This window comes from Lewinella sp. JB7, assembly GCF_024297185.1.
Lineage (GTDB): Bacteria > Bacteroidota > Bacteroidia > Chitinophagales > Saprospiraceae > Neolewinella.
Window position 1 is genome coordinate 20,604 of record NZ_JANCTD010000002.1, and the last position, 18,124, is coordinate 38,727.

Annotated in this window: 14 protein-coding genes; 3 read left to right on the forward strand and 11 right to left on the reverse strand. The window is 59.9% G+C overall.

Annotated elements, in window-relative coordinates; translation table 11 throughout:
* Window position 1: 1 nt before the first annotated feature.
* The 4 genes from NMA52_RS03710 to NMA52_RS03725 are packed head-to-tail and all read right to left on the reverse strand — an operon-like array spanning window position 2 to window position 4,085.
* Window positions 2-1,240 carry an NAD(P)-dependent oxidoreductase gene (locus NMA52_RS03710; RefSeq protein ID WP_254826296.1) on the reverse strand — a complete coding sequence of 413 codons (1,239 nt, stop codon included), beginning with the start codon at window positions 1,238-1,240 and terminating at the stop codon, window positions 2-4.
* A complete protein-coding gene (locus NMA52_RS03715) occupies window positions 1,237-1,995 on the reverse strand; it encodes a phosphatase PAP2 family protein (RefSeq protein ID WP_254826297.1) in 759 nt (252 codons plus the stop codon). Before NMA52_RS03715 ends, NMA52_RS03710 begins: the two co-directional genes overlap by 4 nt.
* A gap of 17 nt (window positions 1,996-2,012) precedes the next feature.
* Window positions 2,013-3,707 (reverse strand): LptF/LptG family permease, encoded by a 1,695-nt coding sequence (locus tag NMA52_RS03720; RefSeq protein WP_254826298.1) that lies wholly within the window; start codon window positions 3,705-3,707, stop codon window positions 2,013-2,015.
* 51 nt (window positions 3,708-3,758) lie between these two features.
* Entirely contained in the window at window positions 3,759-4,085 is a 327-nt protein-coding gene (locus NMA52_RS03725) for a hypothetical protein (RefSeq protein ID WP_254826299.1), read from the reverse strand.
* A gap of 252 nt (window positions 4,086-4,337) precedes the next feature.
* Between NMA52_RS03725 and lysA the strand changes: the two genes are divergently transcribed.
* Entirely contained in the window at window positions 4,338-5,591 is a 1,254-nt protein-coding gene (lysA, locus tag NMA52_RS03730; protein ID WP_254826300.1) for a diaminopimelate decarboxylase, read from the forward strand.
* 4 nt (window positions 5,592-5,595) lie between these two features.
* Window positions 5,596-6,396 carry an MOSC domain-containing protein gene (locus NMA52_RS19060; protein WP_254826301.1) on the forward strand — a complete coding sequence of 267 codons (801 nt, stop codon included), beginning with the start codon at window positions 5,596-5,598 and terminating at the stop codon, window positions 6,394-6,396.
* Here the strand turns inward: NMA52_RS19060 and NMA52_RS03740 are convergent.
* From NMA52_RS03740 to NMA52_RS03765, 6 genes are all read right to left on the reverse strand, one after another.
* Window positions 6,389-7,633 carry a tetratricopeptide repeat protein gene (locus NMA52_RS03740; RefSeq protein WP_254826302.1) on the reverse strand — a complete coding sequence of 415 codons (1,245 nt, stop codon included), beginning with the start codon at window positions 7,631-7,633 and terminating at the stop codon, window positions 6,389-6,391. The genes NMA52_RS19060 and NMA52_RS03740 overlap by 8 nt on opposite strands.
* Before the next feature lie 111 nt (window positions 7,634-7,744).
* Window positions 7,745-9,817, reverse strand: a complete 2,073-nt coding sequence (locus tag NMA52_RS03745; protein ID WP_254826303.1) for a DUF4331 family protein — start codon at window positions 9,815-9,817, stop codon at window positions 7,745-7,747.
* A 64-nt stretch (window positions 9,818-9,881) separates the two neighbouring features.
* On the reverse strand, window positions 9,882-11,624 hold the full coding sequence (locus tag NMA52_RS03750; RefSeq protein WP_254826304.1) for a DUF4331 domain-containing protein: 1,743 nt from the start codon (window positions 11,622-11,624) through the stop codon (window positions 9,882-9,884).
* A gap of 196 nt (window positions 11,625-11,820) precedes the next feature.
* Window positions 11,821-12,564 carry a copper homeostasis protein CutC gene (locus tag NMA52_RS03755; protein WP_254826305.1) on the reverse strand — a complete coding sequence of 248 codons (744 nt, stop codon included), beginning with the start codon at window positions 12,562-12,564 and terminating at the stop codon, window positions 11,821-11,823.
* Window positions 12,565-12,567: 3 nt separating this feature from the next.
* A complete protein-coding gene (locus NMA52_RS03760; protein WP_256534128.1) occupies window positions 12,568-13,551 on the reverse strand; it encodes a N(4)-(beta-N-acetylglucosaminyl)-L-asparaginase in 984 nt (327 codons plus the stop codon).
* Between the two features lie 2 nt (window positions 13,552-13,553).
* Entirely contained in the window at window positions 13,554-14,537 is a 984-nt protein-coding gene (locus NMA52_RS03765) for an agmatine deiminase family protein (protein WP_254826307.1), read from the reverse strand.
* Window positions 14,538-14,578: 41 nt separating this feature from the next.
* On the opposite strand from NMA52_RS03765, the gene NMA52_RS03770 reads away from it, so the two are divergent.
* Window positions 14,579-15,364, forward strand: coding sequence for an SUMF1/EgtB/PvdO family nonheme iron enzyme (locus NMA52_RS03770; protein ID WP_254826308.1), 786 nt, complete (start codon window positions 14,579-14,581; stop codon window positions 15,362-15,364).
* Between the two features lie 402 nt (window positions 15,365-15,766).
* Here the strand turns inward: NMA52_RS03770 and pbpC are convergent, their stop codons facing one another.
* Complete coding sequence (gene pbpC, locus NMA52_RS03775; RefSeq protein WP_254826309.1) at window positions 15,767-18,076, reverse strand: penicillin-binding protein 1C; 2,310 nt, start codon at window positions 18,074-18,076, stop codon at window positions 15,767-15,769.
* Window positions 18,077-18,124 lie beyond the last annotated feature (48 nt).

The window sequence follows — 18,124 nt, forward strand, 5'->3', positions numbered from 1 at the left end:
GTCAGGAGTTAGGAAGGAGCATGCCGGCGGCAAAATCGCGCAAGTACTTGAACGAATCTCCGAGTTGACCGAAGTGGGTAATGGTGGCGCGCTGTAGAATGTCGCTCTCCGCACGATTGAATTCGGGGAGGATACGTTCGATCAGAATCTTTCCGAATGCTTTACTGGCATCGCGCGGCAGCTCGCTCGGGAGATTGTCGATGGACATGACGTCGATGCCGGCCGGCGTATAGGGGGCGGTCTCGGAGCCCGAGTCTGGATCGTAGCCGAAAACCGGGTCGGCAATGGTGGAGGCCTTCAGGGTCGAGGGCACGCTGGCGGCCGGCGCAATGTCGCAGGTGACGTCGGCGATGGTCCGTATGCGGAATTCAGGCTGTTGCATGTCCTCCTTCGTAAAGAAGGCCGGCGCCTTTCCGTCCCAGTAGATGCCGTTGATGAAGACATCGGCGACGCGGGCGTAGGGTGCGAACGCCGAGACGTACTCAGCACTGTGGGCGTAAAAGTGCTGCCGCTTCACCGCCTTGCCGTTGGGGTGGGTGACGTATTTCTCTACCGGCAACTGCGTAAATACCGCGCCGGAGGTGCCGCCGTCCAGAAATTCTTCCGGGGTGACTCGTTGGAGGCCGGCATCTCCCAGGACCCGCGCTGCTCCCGCGCCTACCCGCCCCGTGCCCGTCAGTACCACCCGTAGGTTTTCGGGCAACTTCAGGTCCGCGTACACGCGTTTGGCTTCCGCGTAATCGTAGAGGTCCTTCAGTCGGGGCAGGCTGAATTCATTCGTTCGTTTGCCGTAAGCCCACAGTCCGTTGTGCGCACCGACCATGCCGGCCCAGTAGCCGAAGGCGATGAGGCGCTTGCCCTGGTCGTCGGTCAGGTATTCGTAGTCAATGTGCGTGATCTTCTTGTCGAGCAGAGCCCGCAGCAAGCCCTGGTTGTAGGGTTGGAATTTGGCGACGTGGGCAAAATTGCAGTAGGTCTTGCCGGCGATCAGGCGATCGATCGGGACTTCCTTAATGCCGAGCAATAGTTGCCGGTCGCTGATGTCCTCCCGCAGGGGCACGCCCGACTTGCGGTATTCCTCGTCGGTGTAACAGCGGTGGGGACTGGGCTGAACGACGATGTCGTAGCCGGCCCGGATCAGACCGGCCACCTGCTTCGGAGTCAGGGGGACCCGAGCGTCCGAGGGTTGTTTTTCCTCCCGGATTACGGCAATGGTGGGGGTGTGTTGGTTGGGACTCATACGGGTTGGTCGGGGGTTACGTTTTCTTCTACCGGGGGCAGTTCACGTTTGCGTGACCACCACAGACCATCGTTCAACACCTTGCTCTCCGGGAAGATTTTCCACTGTAAAAAGAACATGGCGATGGCGATGAGTAGTCCCAGAAAAGCACCGGCGGTCACGTCGCGCAGGAAATGATACAGCAGGTACATACGACTGAAGGCGACTTCTGCCGCGAGCAGGAAGCACAGTATGCTGATGGCAATCTTCGGCCGCCGGATGTTGAAGCAAACGAAGCTGTACAGCGCGAAGGCGGAAGCGGAATGCCCGCTCGGAAAACTGGAGTAGCCCCAGTTGCGCATGGGCTCTTCGAAAAGGTTCAGACTATGCCAGGTTTCCTCGAAATTGTCGAAGAAATACCGCATCGGGCGCGCCTGGGCAAAGTAGATCTTGAGGAGCCCGGTAACGATGCCGACGGTCACTCCCGTAACCACCGAGAATATGGCGGTGCGTACCCGGTACGTAAGCAGCAGGATTAAAACGATGATGTAGGCGATGGGCTCCCCGAGACGGGTGCCGGCGATAAAGATCCGGTCGTAAGTCGGGGTCCGCAATTGGTTGATGGCGATGAGTTCGTCTCCCTGTTGGTTCGTCACCACGAGGTACAGAAACCCCAGTAGGAGGAGCAGGACGCCAATGAGGAAGAAGCGGTTGGCCCGCAGAAAAGTCCGTAGACGCAGGCTCGGTGGGGTGAAATGTCGGCGGGTGAACGGCATGGGGCGAAGGTAGCCAATTAGGGCTTCCTTACCATACGGCGCAGGGCCGCAACCCGGCGGCTGTCCTTCGCCCGACGGTAGGCCTGCGACATCCGGTCCGTGTCCACCAGCTTCGCGTCGTTCATTGCGCTCAGCGTGATCCACAGACTCACCGGAAACAGGATCAAGCAGGGCATCCAGCCGGCGAAGACGCCGTTGACCACGAAACTTTCCGCCAGCTTCCTGCAAAAAATGGTGAGGATGATGAAGATCACGAAGAAGATAATGCTCACCAGGATCGGGTAGCCGAACCCCCCCTTGCGCACGATGGCCCCCATGGGCGCCCCGATGAAGATGAAGATGACGCATACGACCGCCATGCTGTACTTCATGTGCATATCGTAGACGTGCTTCACCCGCGACTCCTGTATGCCGGGCAGTAAGCGGACGGCCGATTGGGCCTGGCCCACCACCGATCGTACGCTCGAACGCGCCCGGTTATAGATGCGCGTCCGGTCGCTCGGCGGCACCGTAGCGAGCAGGGCCTCCAGTCCCGGCCACGGGTCGGCGGCTTTCACCACCTCGTGATTCATGGCCGCGGCGTAGAGGGTACTGTCGCGGCGATAGGCCCCGTGTCCCGGGAGTTCCGTTACCTCCCGCTCGATAAAGCCCTCGTGCGCGGACCGCTCGACGGCAGCCGAGTCGATCTCCTGCGCGTCGGCTACGATATCGTCAAGACTACGCGCGTCGTCGAGGGAATCCATCATGCGGAGGCGTGCCATCTCCGTCAGTTCCTGATCGGTGAGTTGATTGCGGTACTTGACGGTGTCGCGGGGCAGCTGGGGTAGGTAGGCGACCAGGTGATTACTGAGGGCCTGTTTGCGGACGGCAATGTCGGTGTTGATGGAGTCCACCCCCTCCCGCAACTGCCAGGTCGAGAGCATGCTGCGGTTGGTGGAAAACAGCGATGCCGCATGCTGCTGCAACTGAAATTCACTCAGGTCGAAGATCTTGGTGTAGCTGTCGAAGCTCGTCCGCATGAAGGGGGTGTTCCTTCCGCTCGCTCCTCCGGGACGCTGCTCGATGTACTGGTGCCCGTCGAAGAGGCGCATGACGAAGAACTTACCCCGGTCAGCGGAAAACATTTCCCCCCGGTCGGCAATGATCTCCGACAATTCGCCGATGTTGGCCTTCGTGTGGTCGTAGATGAGCACGTTATCGATGTCGCGGCCATTGTCGCTACGCCCCCCCAGGCGGATCGTAAATTGGTTGAAGTCCTCGTTGAATACCCCCGGTTCCATGTTGAGGGTCGGCTTCTTTTGCTGGATGTCGTACATCCGGGCACCGAACTGCAGATTGGCCGCGGGAATGATGTAGTCCGAGCAGGCGTAGGACACCACGGCGCTCACAATGCCGAAGACGACCAGCGTGCGCATCACCCGCAGCAGCGATACGCCCGCGCTCTTAAAACTGGACAGTTCGTAGTGCTCGGCCAGGTTACCGAGGACCATGACGGAGGAGATGAGTAGCGCCAGGGGGAGGGCCAGCGGCACCAGGCCGACGCACTTATACGCCAGCAGCTCCATGATCAGAAAAAAACTCAGACCCTTTCCCGCGATATCGTCGAGGTATAGCCAGAGGATTTGCATCAGCAGGACGAACAGCGCAATACCGAAGGTCACGATGAACGGACCTACGAACGACTTGGCCAACAGTTTGTCGAGCTGCTTCATCGGGGATAAAGACGCCCGGCCGCCCCGGATTGTTGCCCGCCGCGCGGGTCGCTACTCGTCCTTCTTCATGTCCTTGCGCAGCTCGTGAAATTCTTCCTCGCTGGGTACGTGTCCGGTTTCGTGCATACCGTCTACGGTACGCTGGGCTTCCTGGGCCGTCATGCCCTCGTCCCGGTGACCGTCGATGCCCTCCTGGTTGATGTTGTAGCTGGTGTCGTTGACGACATTCTGGTAGGGGTCGTTTGTTTTCAGGTGCTTGGCCCGCTGGGTGTTTTGCGCTTTCCGGGTGGCCCAGTACACGATGCCCAGTACGATGAGCCCGCCCAGAATCCAGAACAGATCGTCGGTGAAGCCGCCGGCTTGCAGATAGATTGCCATGTCGTTTACTTTACTGAACCGCCCCCCGCGTGCAGGATGTTCGTTAGGCGCTTGCGACGTCATGACGAGTGGGCGGGAACGCGGGAGCGGCCTGTCTTGGAAAGAGCAACGTAACTTGGTGGCCGATTTGGTGAACCCCACTTCCCGAACTCCTCCCGGTATTGTAAAGCTTGAGGAGCACGGGGAATAAATTGTACCCCCCACTAAACTTTAGCCTACCCGGGGCTTTAGCCCTAGATAAATCATCCCCCCATGCAGTTTGTCAATGACCGCTACCAGATCGGTGGCGTTGATGCCCTCCGGATCGTCGAACAGTACGGCGCCCCCGTGTACGTGTACGATGCCGACCGGATGAAACGGCAGTACACCCGCATCTGCGATGCTTTTTCCGGGGTGCCGCGATTGCGCATCAACTACGCCTGTAAGGCACTGACGAATTTGAATGTCCTGCGCTTATTTCGCCAACTGGGCAGTGGACTGGACACCGTTTCCATGCAGGAACTCGATCTCGGCTTGATGGCCGGCTTCGATCCCCACGACATTCTCTTTACACCGAATTGCGTCAGTCTGGAGGAGGTGAACGAAGCGGTGTCTAAGGGGGTACGCATCAACATCGACAACATCTCGATCCTCGAGCAATTCGGTGACCAGCACCGGGGAGTACCCGTTTGTATCCGGCTTAACCCCCACATTATGGCCGGGGGCAACAGTAAGATTAGCGTGGGGCACATCGACTCGAAGTTTGGGATCAGCATTCACCAGGTGCCGCACGTACTTAAAGTGATTAGTGCCCTGGACCTGAAAGTGGAAGGTCTGCACATGCACACCGGCTCCGATATCCTGGACGCCCAGGTATTCCTGCAGGCGGTGGAGATCCTACTCCGCGCCGCCGCCGACTTCCCCGATCTGGATTACCTCGACTTCGGTTCCGGGTTCAAGGTCCCGTACAAGGAGGGGGGCATTGCGACGGACATTGAAGATCTCGGCGAGCGCCTGACCGGCCGCTTCAATGAGTTCTGCCGGGAGTACGGCCGCGAGCTCGAGCTGATGTTCGAACCCGGAAAATTCCTCGTCAGCGAAGCCGGCACCTTTCTGGTCCGCACGAACGTCGTAAAGACCACCCCCGCCACGGTCTTCGCGGGAGTGGACAGTGGGCTGAATCACCTGATTCGTCCCATGTTCTACGATGCCTACCACCACATCACCAACGTGAGCAATCCCTCCGGCAAGCAGCGCATTTACACCGTTGTGGGGTACATCTGCGAGACGGACACCTTCGGCATCAACCGTCAGCTCAGTGAGGTACGGGAGGGAGACATTCTCGCGATGGATAATGCCGGTGCATACTGTTTCATGATGGCCAGCAACTATAACAGCCGCTACCGCCCCGCGGAGGTAATGGTGCTCGACGGGGAGCCCCACCTCATTCGCCGTCGCGAACGAATGGAAGATCTGCTCGGCACCCAGGTAGAACTGGCGCAGCTCAAACCATCGGTCAAGGTCTGATCCGGTGCGCGTAACGGCCCTATATCGGTATCCCGTCAAGAGCCTGGGGGGAGAATTGCTAACCTCCGCCCGCCCCGCCGAGCGTGGATTGGAGGACGATCGGCGGTGGATGCTGATCGATGCGGACGGCACCTTCGTCTCTCAGCGTACCCATCCGCACCTGGCGCGTTTCCGGGCAGCTACCTACGGAACCCACGGACTACGGATCTTTCGGGTGGCCGACGGTGAGCTGTTGGTTGACCTGCCCGATGCCCGGCCCCCCGCCGACTCCACTAGCCGGGTGACCGTCTGGGACGATACTTTCCGTGCACCGACGATCCGCAGCCGGCAACTCGAGACCGCCCTGTCCCTGCCCGGCGTTCGACTGGCCTACATGCACGAAGATGTTGATCGCCCGGTCGATCCTCGGTACGCCCGCAACGCGGAGCGGGTGAGCTTCGCGGACGGATATCCCTATCTCATCACGACGACCGCGAGTCTGCAGGACCTCTCCCGTCACTACGGAGAATCCCTCGATCCACGCCGCTTCCGGCCCAACATCATCGTCGAAACCACCGAGCCCTATACGGAAGATCACTGGTCGGTGATTGAAGTAGGAAATCACGCGTTTTATTTGCCCAAGCCCTGCGCGCGCTGTGTAATGATCACCAACGATCCGGATAACGGGCAGCGGGATCCGGCGGTGATGAGGCAACTAGCTGCCCACCGCAAAGTTGGTAACAAAGTGCTGTTCGGGATGAACGCAATCTGGAAGGGGGGAGCCGGTGACCTTCGCGTAGGCGATATGGTGACGGCGATTACTTAGCCAGCTCCTCCCGGAGTTCACTGAGCTCGGGATGCTTCGATTCGGTAATCTCGGCCTTAGCCAGGTGCTCCCGGGCTTTATCCAGTTCTCCGCGTTTGAGGTAGATGCTGGCGAGCATACGGTTCACGTCGATGTTAGCGGGACGGTCCGCGTATTCGGCCTGCATGTACTCCAGGGCCTTGTCGTAATCCTCGAAGTGGTCGCGGTAGAGGCTGGCGTATTCCATATCCATGTTGTGGCCGCTGTCGACGTCGTCCTGTAGCATGACCATGATTTCCTCCTCGATTTCGGCCAGTTCATCCGTCCGTCCCTGAAGTTTATACAGTTCCGCCAGTTTGGTGTAGTAACCGACCTCGGGGATGATGGCGCGCGCCTCGTCCAGCAGTCTTTCCGCCTCCTCGTAATTGCCCGCGTCCATGGCCAGTTCGGCCTGGGCGGCGATGGCGAAGGGGTAATTGGGACGTTCCTGAAGAATAGCGCGGTACTGTTTGGCGGCTTCCTCGGTTTGGCCGTAGCGATGGTACAGTTCACCGAGAGTAAGGCGGGCCCATGCCGTTGATTCATAACCCGGCGCACCGGCATTCACCGCACGCTTCATTGCCTCAATGGCACCGTCCACGTCTCCGTGAATTTCCCGGAGATAGGATACCCGACTGTAGGAGCGCAAGTCCGGCCGAATCTGGTTCATTTTATCCGCCGCGGCGACGGCCTCCTCGTAGTTGCCGAGTTCTACGTTAGCGTCCACTACGGCGCCGTATACCTGAGCGTTGTAGGGATTGATGCTTACGGCCTCCTTAGCGGTGGCCAGCGCGTCCCTGAACTCGTGCTGGGACAGCTGCACGCCGGCCTTGGTCGACAGGGCGTCGAACTCCAGGTTGGCATCCTTGGGCCCCTGGTGATTCAGGGCGATGGCTTCGTTGAGCATCTTCAGCGCGGCGGGGTAGTAGTGGCCGTGTTCCCCGGTTACGCGGGCCTCGTTCACGAAAATTTTCGCCAGGGTAATGCGGGGTTCGATGGCGTCAGGATCCTCCAGACGTAGTTTGCTGCTCATCTGCATGTAGCCGCTCTGGGTCTGGTCCCACTCCATGGCCGTTTGCAGGGCTTCGGGGCGGGGGAGAAGCTCGGGGAGATCCAGGGTGGTTTCCGAAGAACTCGCGGTGGAGTCTTCGCTACCGCAGTACGTGAGGGTCAGGCAGCTGATCAGTACTAGAAGGCGGGGTAAAGTTGGGAAATACATAGATGTTAAATTGACCGGGCATCGCCGCCGGTTTAGCTTAATGAAAAGCGTGGTACTCCGATCGGGATCGAAGTACCACGCTAAGGTAATCAGGTTGGTCGTGGGCGTTGTTTAGTACGACTTGACCATCCGGATCGTCTGCAGTACGCGACCCGATCCACCGGTCACTACCGCGAAGTAGGTGCCCTGGGGCAGATTGCTGACCGCTACGGGTACCAGGTGCTCTCCGCTCGGGAAGGTGCGACGGGCCAGGTTGGCCAGGCGGCGGCCGTTCACGTCGAAGAGATCGATGTTCACCGCGGCGGTTTCCCGTACGCGCAGTTTGATCGTGGTCTGGTTCTGGAAGGGGTTGGGGAAGTTGATGCCCACTACGTTAGGAGCGTCGATACCCATGCCGTCCGTTGCGAAGAAGTCGTTACTGGAGTTGGGGCGAACCGCGCCGCTACACTCACCCTTACCGCTGTGGGGCAGGGCCAGGTAGGGGAAATCGTCCCGGAAGGGTTCGTCGTTTTCTTCCACGCCCGTGGTGTAGCTAAGCACGCCCACCAGATCATCGGTGACCGGACTGTCGCTGTCGTCCAGATCGTAGTCGTCGTAGAAGAGACCGATGGCGGCCAGAACTACGCCCGACACGGCCTGCAGCTCGATGCGGGTAACGTCATCCTCCAGACGCCGACCGTTCGGGAAGCCGTCCATGTTGGGAATGAATTCGATGTCCGTGTTCGTGTTGTACGGTTCCGCCGTCAGGCCGAGCACCGCGGCTTGTACCAGTCCGAGCGAGCTGAAAGCTTCGTCGTCACGCGGAGTTACGGGGACGGCCATATTGAGTCGCAGCATATCGCCGCCGTTGGGCAGGAAGTTGTTGATGAAGGGCTTACCGGCGGAGAGGGGGTTTCCCTTATCCTTTCCGGTTGCTAGCTGGTAAGGAGCAACATTCGGCACACCGGTATGGAAGATGGGCCAGAGGTCTACCGAGCGGGGCTTTCCGGGGCCAGGCAGCAGCAGGCCGCCAAATATATCGGGGTCGAGTGCGGTGCCGACCAGGGCGTCATTGCCCTTCAGTACGAAGAGACCGTCGGCGCCGTTGGTGAAGTCCACGTTACCGAGTACGGTCTGACTGGCGGTCTGGATACGCAGGGGTGCGAAGGCCGGTACGGCGCCACCAAACAGATCGTCGTCCATGTACAACGCCAGCTCGGGGTTGTAGAAGTACTTATCCAGCAGGGTGTCCTTCAGTTCGTCGTAGGGCGTGATCGCGTTCCAGTAGTCCTTCATGCCTACGGGGATGACGGCCTCGTTGGTCAGGGGCATACCCAGGCGGGAAACCTGTACGTAGTCATTACCGATGATTTCGGGATCACTACCGTCGTCCTGCAATACGCGGATCTTGGGACGGCTGGCCGATGCCCATACTCCGATGACGAAGTCGCCATCGAGAATGTTGGCGGGAGCATCCGCCGCGCCGGCCTTCTTCAGGTCAGAGATCGGGACGTTGAGGACGATGGCGTTGGTGTTGAAGCAAGCCAGACCGTCGATGGGATCGCCGTTCTGACGGGGCGCGTCTCCGAGGTCGAAGATACCGCCCAGGTCTACGAAGAAGGGATCGTCTACGGGACCGGCGAACACTTGCATGCCACTTTCAAAGGTCATGACGGTGCCGTCGGAGTAGCTGGCGTAGCTTTCCTGGCCCAGGCCGACTTCCGATTCGATCGAGCGGGGTCCGATGTTTGGAGCGGGGACGACGCCATTGGAGGTCATCCGGGTGACGGTACCACTGCGGTCGATGCGGTCAAGGGTGTACGTGGTCTTAAGGTTCTCTTTGCCGAGCCGGATGTTGAAGAAGGTCGTGGGATCTTCGTTCTTCCGGTCGAAGGTGAAGCGGTAAGTGATGTCGTCACCATTCGTGGAGGCATCGTTGTCGATGTGGATCTCGTAACGGATGTCTTCACCGAAGTGGTACCAGTTCGGTCCGCCGTGGGGCAACTGCATGGGGATGTAGGTGGCAATGAGCGTCACCATATCCGGATTATCGGGGGAGCGGAAGGCGTACACGTCTACGTTGTCCGCCAGCGGATCGTCCGCGATCAGGGGCGCTTCACGGTGGGAAGAGGCGAATAGTGCCGATCCCATCATCACCGCCAGCAGCAGCAAAACCGCGCCTTTAGTTGGTTGATATAATTGCATAATTTTTATGATGTGCCCCGGCGTATAGATAGCCGGGGCGGTCAGTTAAAGGGTGATGGGAATCCTACTGGTCGGCGAAGTTGGTATGATCCACTTCGGTTCCGCGCCAGGGCATCGCGACGTAGGGGAAGGTACCGCGGAAGGCCTTGTCGTTAGACTCTACCTCCGTGGTGTAGCCCAGTACGTCCACCAGGTTCTGGGTGACGGGACTTTCCGTTACGCCGGGCGTGTAATCGTCGTACCACAGACCGATGGCGGCCAGTACGACACCAGAAACGGCCTGCAACTCGATACGAGTCACGTCGTCCTCCAGGCGGCGTCCGTTGGGGAAACCATCCATGTTGGGGATCATCTGAATCTCGGTGTTGGCGTAGGCGGGGTCCGTCAGACCGAGCACGGCGGCCTGTACGAGTCCCAGGGAACTAAAGGCGTCACTGTTGCGATCCGTCGGGGGCACGGCCATATTGAGGCGCAGCATGTCACCGCCGTTGGGCAGGAAGTTGTTGATGAAGGGCTTGCCGGCGGCGAGCGGATCTCCTTCCTTACCGGTAGCGAGTTGGTAGGGGCGTACGTTGGGTACTCCCGTGTGGAAGATGGGCCACAGGTCCACCGAGCGCGGCTTCTCGCTTCCGGGCAGCAGAAGGGTGCCGAAAACGTCGTCGTCGAGCGCGGTGCCCTGGACGGCTTCGCTACCCTTTAGGCTGAAGAGGCCGTCGGCACCGTTGGTGAAGTCGAAGGAGCCGAGACTGTTTTCCTGAATGCGCAGCGGCGCGAAGGCTGGAACGGCACTGCCGAACTGATCGTCGTCCATGTACAGGGCGAGCTCGGGGTTGTAGAAGTACTGATCGAGCACGTCGTCCTCCAGTTCTTCGTAGGGGGTGAGGGCGTTCCAGTAGTCCTTCATGCCGATGGGGATGACGGCCTCGTTGGTAAGGGGCATTCCCAGGCGGGAAACCTGTACGTAGTCGCCGCTGTCCTGAATGGTGTCACCACTGACCAGTGTACGCATCGCGGGGCGGCTGGCCGAGGCCCACACGCCGATCACGAAGTTACCGTCCAGGATGTTTTCCGGTTTGGCGGGGGCACCCTGCTTGAGCAGCGTGGCGATGGGAATCTTCAGGGCCAGGGTGTGGACGTTGAATTGGGCCAGACCGTCGCGGCTGGGTTCGTCTCCCTGCCGGGGACTGTCGCCGAGGTCGAAGATGCCGCCCAGGTCTACGAAGAAGGGATCGTCGGCGGGGCCGGCGAAAACCATTTCCCCGGAGGTGGCTTCGGTGATGGCGTTCTCCCAGACCTCCATATAGGTAGAGTCCAGGCCGACGCCGCTTTCGATCGAGCGGGGGCCGATGTTATAGGCCGGCACCATGCCCTGCTCTACGATGGTCTGGAAATTAGCTCCCCCGTCCATGCTCCTCTCTAGAACGTAGGTGGCCTTAATGTTCTCGGCACCCAGTCGGATATTGAAGAAAGTAGTGGGGTCCTCGTTCATGCGGGTGAACGTGAACCGGTAGGTGACTTCGTCGCCGGGATTATCGGCGTCGTTGTCGATGTGTATTTCGTAACGGATGTTCTCGCCGAAAGTGTAATAGTTCGGGCCGCCCTGGGGCAGCTGCATCGGGATGTAGTTCGCCAGAATGGTAACCGTGTTGGGGTCGTCGGGACTGACGAAGGCATAAACGTCTGTGTTGTCCGCCAGGGGATCGTCAGCAATCAGCGGAGCTTCCCGGTGGGAAGAGGCCATGGCCGAGTGGCCCATTGCTAAAATCAGTGCGAAACAACCCAAACAGCGTAGTAAAAGCTTTTTCATAGACTCTGTGTTTGGATGATTAAATAGGTGTACCGGTGGACGGACAACCGTCCGCTCCGTATATCACTTACGGCAGACGTAGCCACCAGGGATTTGTTCGACGGCTTTATTATTAATAAAACCCGAACAAATCGACATTTTGACGGGATTTTGGGAAATATCCGTCAATTAGAGGGGGCCAAACCAGAATAACGTACTACAGAATGTCTACGGCGTCCATAAACTTTCTGACTTCTTCCACCGATGTTGCCTGCCGCTCGTATTCGGGTAATCCGGGTATACCCATATATACCGCATGGTTACGGTACTCCATCCGGCTCGGCTGGTGAGCGAAGGCGGTGGCGTGAAATTCCCGCACGCCGGTCCGGCGGATCACCGTGGCCACGTTCTCGGGAGTGATCCCACAACCCGGAAGAATAGCGATGCGCCCCGCCGCCTGCTCTACCGTGCGGGAGATCGCGTCCAGACCCTCGGGAACGGTTGCCGCCTGGCCGGATGTGAGAATTCGGTCCATTCCCAGATCGATCAGCTCTTCCAGTGCGGTATGCGGGTCACGACAAACATCGAAGGCCCGGTGAAAGGTAGTCTGTAGGGGGCCGGCTGCCCTTATCATTCGTTGCACCTGCGGCCCCGCCACCCCCCCGTCCGGGTTCAGTATGCCGAAAACGACCCCCTGCACCCCCAGATCGCGGCAGCGGAGAATATCGTCTTCCATAACCGCCAGTTCCCGCCAGCTGTAGTCGAAGTCCCCGCCCCGGGGCCGGATCATCACCATCACGTCGATACCGACTTGCGCGCTCGCCGCTACGGTGGCCATGCTGGGCGTAATGCCTCCCTCGACCAGGGCGGCACACAGTTCGACCCGTTGAGCACCCCCGTCCCGCGCGGCCACGACGTCGTCAATACCCTGGAGGCATACCTCAAATAATATCTCGGTCATGGCTTATAATTTACTGTCCGGCAGTACCATACGGTTACCTTCCCGGGGCGTGTATACGGCGTAGTCAAAATCGGGGTGAATGCAGTATCCCCCCGTATTGCCGTCTTTGTCGAGCGCGATGAACCCCACCTGAATTTCCCGGTAGTCAGGATTTTTTTCAATGACACGCTCCACCGCCAGCCGGCAAGCCTCCGTAGGAGAATGGCCCTGGCGCATCAGTTCCACCACCAGAAAACTTCCGCACGCCCGGATCACGGCTTCGCCCCAGCCCGTAGCCGTAGCCGCGCCGACCGCGTTATCCGCATATAGCCCCGCGCCGATGAGGGGAGAGTCGCCCACCCGGCCGTGATACTTATAGGCCGCCCCGCTAGTGGTGCATGCGGCGGCAATGTTACCGTCCCGGTCCAGCGTCAGCAGGCCGATGGTGTCGTGGTTTTCGACGTTGATCGGCGGACGGTAATTCGGGTTCTGCTCCCGCCACGCTTTCCATTCCGTCCGGCTGGCTTCCGTGAGCAGCTCGGTAGCAGTAAAGCCTTCAGTCTCCGCAAATTGCCGAGCCCCTTCGCCCACCAGCATTACGTGCGGCGTGTTTTCCATCACGCGGCGGGCAACGGAGATCGGATGCAGGATATCCCGGAGGGCGGCCACGCTGCCACAATCCCCCCGACCGTCCATGATGGCCGCGTCGAGCGTGACGATGCCGTCGCGGTCCGGTCGCCCACCGAGCCCCACGGTGCGCACTTCGGGGTCCGCTTCGGTGACCTTCACTCCGGCTTCGGCGGCATCCAGGGCACTTCCGCCGGCGTCGAGAATTTTCCAGGCGGCGGCATTCGCGGCCAGCCCGTGCTGCCACGTGGAGATTACGACCGGACGCACCGGATCGGTGCCGGTGACCCGGGATTCCGCACCGCAGGCCGTCGTAGCGGAAACGGCGGCCAGGGCGGCGGGGGAGTGCTTCAAAAAAGTTCGGCGGGATTGCAGGGGCATCGTTAAGGGAATTCGGGGATTTGCATGGTCAGGCAGTGGAGGGCTCCGTGCTGCTCCACGAAGGGACGACAGTTGACGGGAACGATCCGGTAATCAGCGGCGGCTTCCAGCACGGCGATCGCTTCCGCATCGGCCGGCACGCCGTACACGGGCAGGAATAGACTGCCGTTGCTGATCAGGAAGTTAGCGTAGGAAGCGGGCAACTGGTGGCCGTCGATGCGGCTGGTGATAGTTCCGGTCCACGGGAGCTCCACCAGGCGATAATCCGCCAGTTTTTGACGAATCTCCTCGCGCATTGCTACGAAGTCGTCGTACTGCGGATCGCCGGCGGGGGGAGGGCCTACGTAGGCGACGGTTTCCGCATCCAGGAAGCGGGCGACCGTATCGATGTGAGCGTCGGTATCGTCGCCGATCAGTTCGCCGTGGTCCAGCCAGATTACCCGGCGGGCACCGAGGGTCGTGATGAGCAAGCGTTCGGCGGCCGTGCGGTCCGGATAGTCGTTGCGGCCGTCCGACAGCAGGCAGCGCGTGGTCGTAAGGATGGTACCCCGTCCGTCCGATTCGATTGACCCGCCTTCCAGCACTTCCTCAATGCGCTGGTAGGCCGCAGTGGGGAACAGATGGCGGTGGATGCCGGCGGGTAGTGCGTTATCGCGGTGGGCGTCAAACTTGCCACCCCAACCGTTGAAGGTGAAATCGAGCAGGACGGGCCCGGTATCGAATACGGTGATGGGTCCGGAGTCCCGAATCCAGCTGTCGTCGGCGGGTAGTTCGAGTACCGAGCCGTGGAAGTCTGCCGCGTAAGCCGCAAAGTGCTCCCGGTCGCTGACGATCAGGGTTACCGGACAGACGACGTGGATCCGGTTGGCCGCTTCGATCATGGCGGCGGAGGCTTCTTCCAGTACCGCTCCCCAATCGCCCTCCCGGCGGGGGAAGCAACAAAAAACCATCTGTTGGCTCTCCCACTCCGCGGGTAGTCTTCTCATGTATCTGCGTACTTTTAGGGGTCAATATCGTTTAATTTTCTATGTCGTTGCTGAAGTTGATCATTTTGGGCGGGCTCGCGGGAGCCGTGTATTCCTGCGAAAATTCCACGCCATCGGTAGTTACCCCCGCATCCCAACCCCCGACGGAAGGGATGGTCTGGATCGACGGTCCGGATGGCGGTTTCTGGATGGATCAGACGGAAGTGACCACGGCCCAGTTCGATGCCTTCGTGGCGGAGACCGACTACCGGACGGAAGCCGATAGTTTCGGCTGGTCAGGGGTGTTTTCCAAGGAAGAACAAGCCTGGCTGCCCGTCGAGGGCGCGAACTACAAATTCCCCGAGGGGCCGGAAGCCGAACCCGCCCGCCCGAACCAACCCGTCACTCAGGTCAGCTACCGGGATGCCATGGCCTACGCCCGCTGGGCCGGTAAGCGCTTGCCCACGGAAGCGGAATGGATGACGGCCGCCACCCAGGGGGGGAAGTACACCGCTTTTCCGTGGGGGAACGAGATGCTGCCCGGGGGGAAGTACCTCGGCAACTGGTGGCAGGGCCCCTTTCCCTACGCAGATGAAGTGCACGACGGATTTCCGGGAATCGCCGAGGTCAGGCAGTTTCCGCCCGCAGAGAACGGACTTTACGACATCTCCGGTAACGTCTGGGAGTGGACCGCTACCGACCGGCCGGCCACCGGTGAATCGGTCATTAAGGGTGGATCATTTCTGTGCAGCACGAGCTACTGTACGGGTTTCGACCTCCAGCAAAAACAGTATACGGCAAAGGACAGCGGACTGAATCACCTGGGTTTCCGCTGCATCGCCAAATAAAAAGGAGCGGCTCCCAAATCGGGGGGCCGCTCCGCAAATAGCTTAAAGTCGATCATGCCGTTATTGAAGCCGGGCTGGTCGAAAGCGGAAGAAAGTATGGTCGCTTTTCCTCCTTTTCGGGTCCCTTACCCGGGTCGTTGACACAAATCTACGGCAAGTAAAACAGGGATAAGAAGCCATATCCACGGCACATTGCTACGTCAAATGACCCTATCGGATCATGAGACCCCGACCCAATCGGTACAATTCACGGTGTCTCATATATCAGGCAAATTAATTGTGGCAGGCAGAATTCTGGAACAATAATATTGCGATTTGCGAAAATTCGCTTTTACGGGTTTTGCCATGGCTACCGTTGTCAGAGAAACTATTTATATCCTCAACTTCGTGTATTTTTAACACTTACTTCACACGGTAGATCTGTTCGAGGCGGTTTCCGCGGTTGTCGACCAGTGTCAGTTGATGCTCCCCGGGGGGGAGGTCTACCTTAAGTTGGTGAAAAGTGCGGGTAGTAGTCAGGTACCGGCCGTCGCAGTGCCAGTACACTGTCGCTGCGGGATCGGGGTGAGCAACTTCAAAGTGAAGGGGTTGCAGCGTACCCTTCCAGTCTTTTGTGCGGCTGAGAACACCGGTACCTTCGGGGTAAACGATTTGCATGGCGGAAGCGGGTGGGTCATCCGGGCTGCAATCTTCCCGCAGGGGGGGGAGTTCCCGGTAGTCCGCGTGTCGACGCCGGTAGAAGTGAGCCTGTACGGGAGGAAGTACGAAATAGGGAAGAGTGATCGCGTCGGGGTCGCAGGATACGTCCGTTCGGTACGACCCGTCGGCGGTCACGGTCACCGGTCGGTGGTAAGTGCACGCGCGTCCTCGCTCCCCCCGTGCCGGTGCCCGTACGGACCGGCTGGGACAATAGGGGCCGGCCAGCAATCCGGAGGAAGTGCATACGGTGAGTTCCGTGAGGTCGTCGTAGGGAGGTTCAAACCAGTTGGGAGCATTGTGCCCGAAGCGGTCGAGCAGGCGAAAGACGCGAAACAGCAGGGGGGCTGCCGCCCGCACCCCCACCAGGCCGGGGCGGCCTTCTCCGTCCGCGTTTCCGGCCCAGACAGTTACCACGAAGGCGGGGGTAGCACCCACCGCCCATGCGTCGCGAAATCCAAAACTGGTCCCCGTTTTCCACGCGACCGGACGGCTACTCTCAAACCTGTGGTAGGCACCGCTTTCGTCGGGCCGGTTCACTTCACGCAAAGCCTCAAACACGGTATAGGTGGCGCCGGCACTGATTCCGTGGTAGTCCGTCGGTCGGTTGGCCTGCCGGTTGCCGTCGTAGTCCCGTAGTTGCCGGGCGGCTCCGACGAACCACTGGTGAATCTCCTCCATGGTAATTTCCCCCCCGCCCAGGATCAGGGATAAGCCGTAGTGTCCTGCCGGCCGGCTTAATTGGTTAAATCCGAACATCCGCAGAGCCGCATGAAAACGGGATACCCCGTATTGTTGAAGCAGGAATACGAAGGGGATATTAAGGGAGCGGGCGAGGGCTTCATTCGCCGGCACGGCACCGTCGAAGGAGGGGTGAAAATTGGTTGGTCGGAAGCTCTGAAAGTGCGTGGGGATATCGGGCAGCAGTTGTCCGGGCAAAACTTCCCCGGCATCCAGGGCCAGACCGTAGAGGATAGGTTTTAGGACGCTGCCGGGACTGCGGGGAGCTACGATCATATCTACGTCCGGTGCGTGGGTAGCGCTCAGGCCGGGAACGTTACCGTGGTAGGCAAGGATGTTTCCCGTGCGTACGTCACTGACCACTACGGCCAGGTTGTGCACCCCCCCGGCCGCCAAATCCAGGTGAGTCGATCGGAGTAGTGCGCCGATCTCCCGTTGCAAGTCCGCGTCAAGCTCCGACCGGATACGGCCGGCCGACGGGCGCATCCGCTGCAGCAGGTGGGGGGCGTGGCGGGGGAGCGGCAGCGGATGCTGGGGGAGGGGTTCGAGAAGTGCCAGTTCCAGTCCTTCCGGCGTGAGGTCGCCGGATGTCACCAGATCTTTGAGCAGTGCGTCTCGCTTCGCGCGCAATGCCGCCCGGTTCCTCCCCGGATGGATGAGGCCGGGGGAGTTGGGCAGGACGGCCAGCGTGGCCGCCTCGGACCAGGACAGGTCATCCGGTCCCCGCCCGTAGTAGCGGCGGGAGGCGGCTTCCACCCCCACGACGTTTCCTCCGAAGGGCGCGTGATTCAGCCAGAGCGCGAGAATTTCGGTCTTGCTATAGCTTAGTTCCAGGCGGAGGGCCATAGCGGCTTCCAGGAATTTCTGCCACAGGTTGCGCGAGGGGTTTTTACGCGCCAAACGGATTACCTGCATGCTGAGGGTACTGCCGCCGCTTACAATTGTTCCAGCCCGGTAATTGGCACGCAGAGCACGGAACATTGCGATTGGATCCACTCCGGGGTGGGTGGCGAAGCGACGGTCTTCGAAAGTGATGATGGCCGCCCGCAAGCGGGGCGAAACACTGTCGGCGGCCGGCATCCGCCACTGCCCATCGGCGGCAATAGCGGCACTGAGCAACTGACCGTCGCGGTCCAGCAATTCCGTGGCGAGCGGATCGTCGAATAGGGGATTCGGAAGGCAGTTTATCCACCACGTCAGCCCCGTTGCGCAGAGGAGTAAAATCAGACCCCGCTTTGACCAACAAAAAGTGTGTATGATGCCTTTAGTGAGCACAATTTGTTGTACTTTGCAGGGTTGTACAAATGGACGGCCGACCGTTCA

Excerpts from the sequence above, each read along its gene's own strand:
- NMA52_RS03710 (WP_254826296.1), bottom strand. The coding sequence starts at position 1,240 with ATGAGTCCCAACCAACACACCCCCACCATTGCCGTAATCCGGGAGGAA.
- NMA52_RS03715 (WP_254826297.1), bottom strand. The coding sequence starts at position 1,995 with ATGCCGTTCACCCGCCGACATTTCACCCCACCGAGCCTGCGTCTACGG.
- NMA52_RS03720 (WP_254826298.1), bottom strand. The coding sequence starts at position 3,707 with ATGAAGCAGCTCGACAAACTGTTGGCCAAGTCGTTCGTAGGTCCGTTC.
- NMA52_RS03725 (WP_254826299.1), bottom strand. The coding sequence starts at position 4,085 with ATGGCAATCTATCTGCAAGCCGGCGGCTTCACCGACGATCTGTTCTGG.
- lysA (WP_254826300.1), top strand. The coding sequence starts at position 4,338 with ATGCAGTTTGTCAATGACCGCTACCAGATCGGTGGCGTTGATGCCCTC.
- NMA52_RS03740 (WP_254826302.1), bottom strand. The coding sequence starts at position 7,633 with ATGTATTTCCCAACTTTACCCCGCCTTCTAGTACTGATCAGCTGCCTG.
- NMA52_RS03745 (WP_254826303.1), bottom strand. The coding sequence starts at position 9,817 with ATGCAATTATATCAACCAACTAAAGGCGCGGTTTTGCTGCTGCTGGCG.
- NMA52_RS03750 (WP_254826304.1), bottom strand. The coding sequence starts at position 11,624 with ATGAAAAAGCTTTTACTACGCTGTTTGGGTTGTTTCGCACTGATTTTA.
- NMA52_RS03755 (WP_254826305.1), bottom strand. The coding sequence starts at position 12,564 with ATGACCGAGATATTATTTGAGGTATGCCTCCAGGGTATTGACGACGTC.
- NMA52_RS03760 (WP_256534128.1), bottom strand. The coding sequence starts at position 13,551 with ATGCCCCTGCAATCCCGCCGAACTTTTTTGAAGCACTCCCCCGCCGCC.
- NMA52_RS03765 (WP_254826307.1), bottom strand. The coding sequence starts at position 14,537 with ATGAGAAGACTACCCGCGGAGTGGGAGAGCCAACAGATGGTTTTTTGT.
- NMA52_RS03770 (WP_254826308.1), top strand. The coding sequence starts at position 14,579 with ATGTCGTTGCTGAAGTTGATCATTTTGGGCGGGCTCGCGGGAGCCGTG.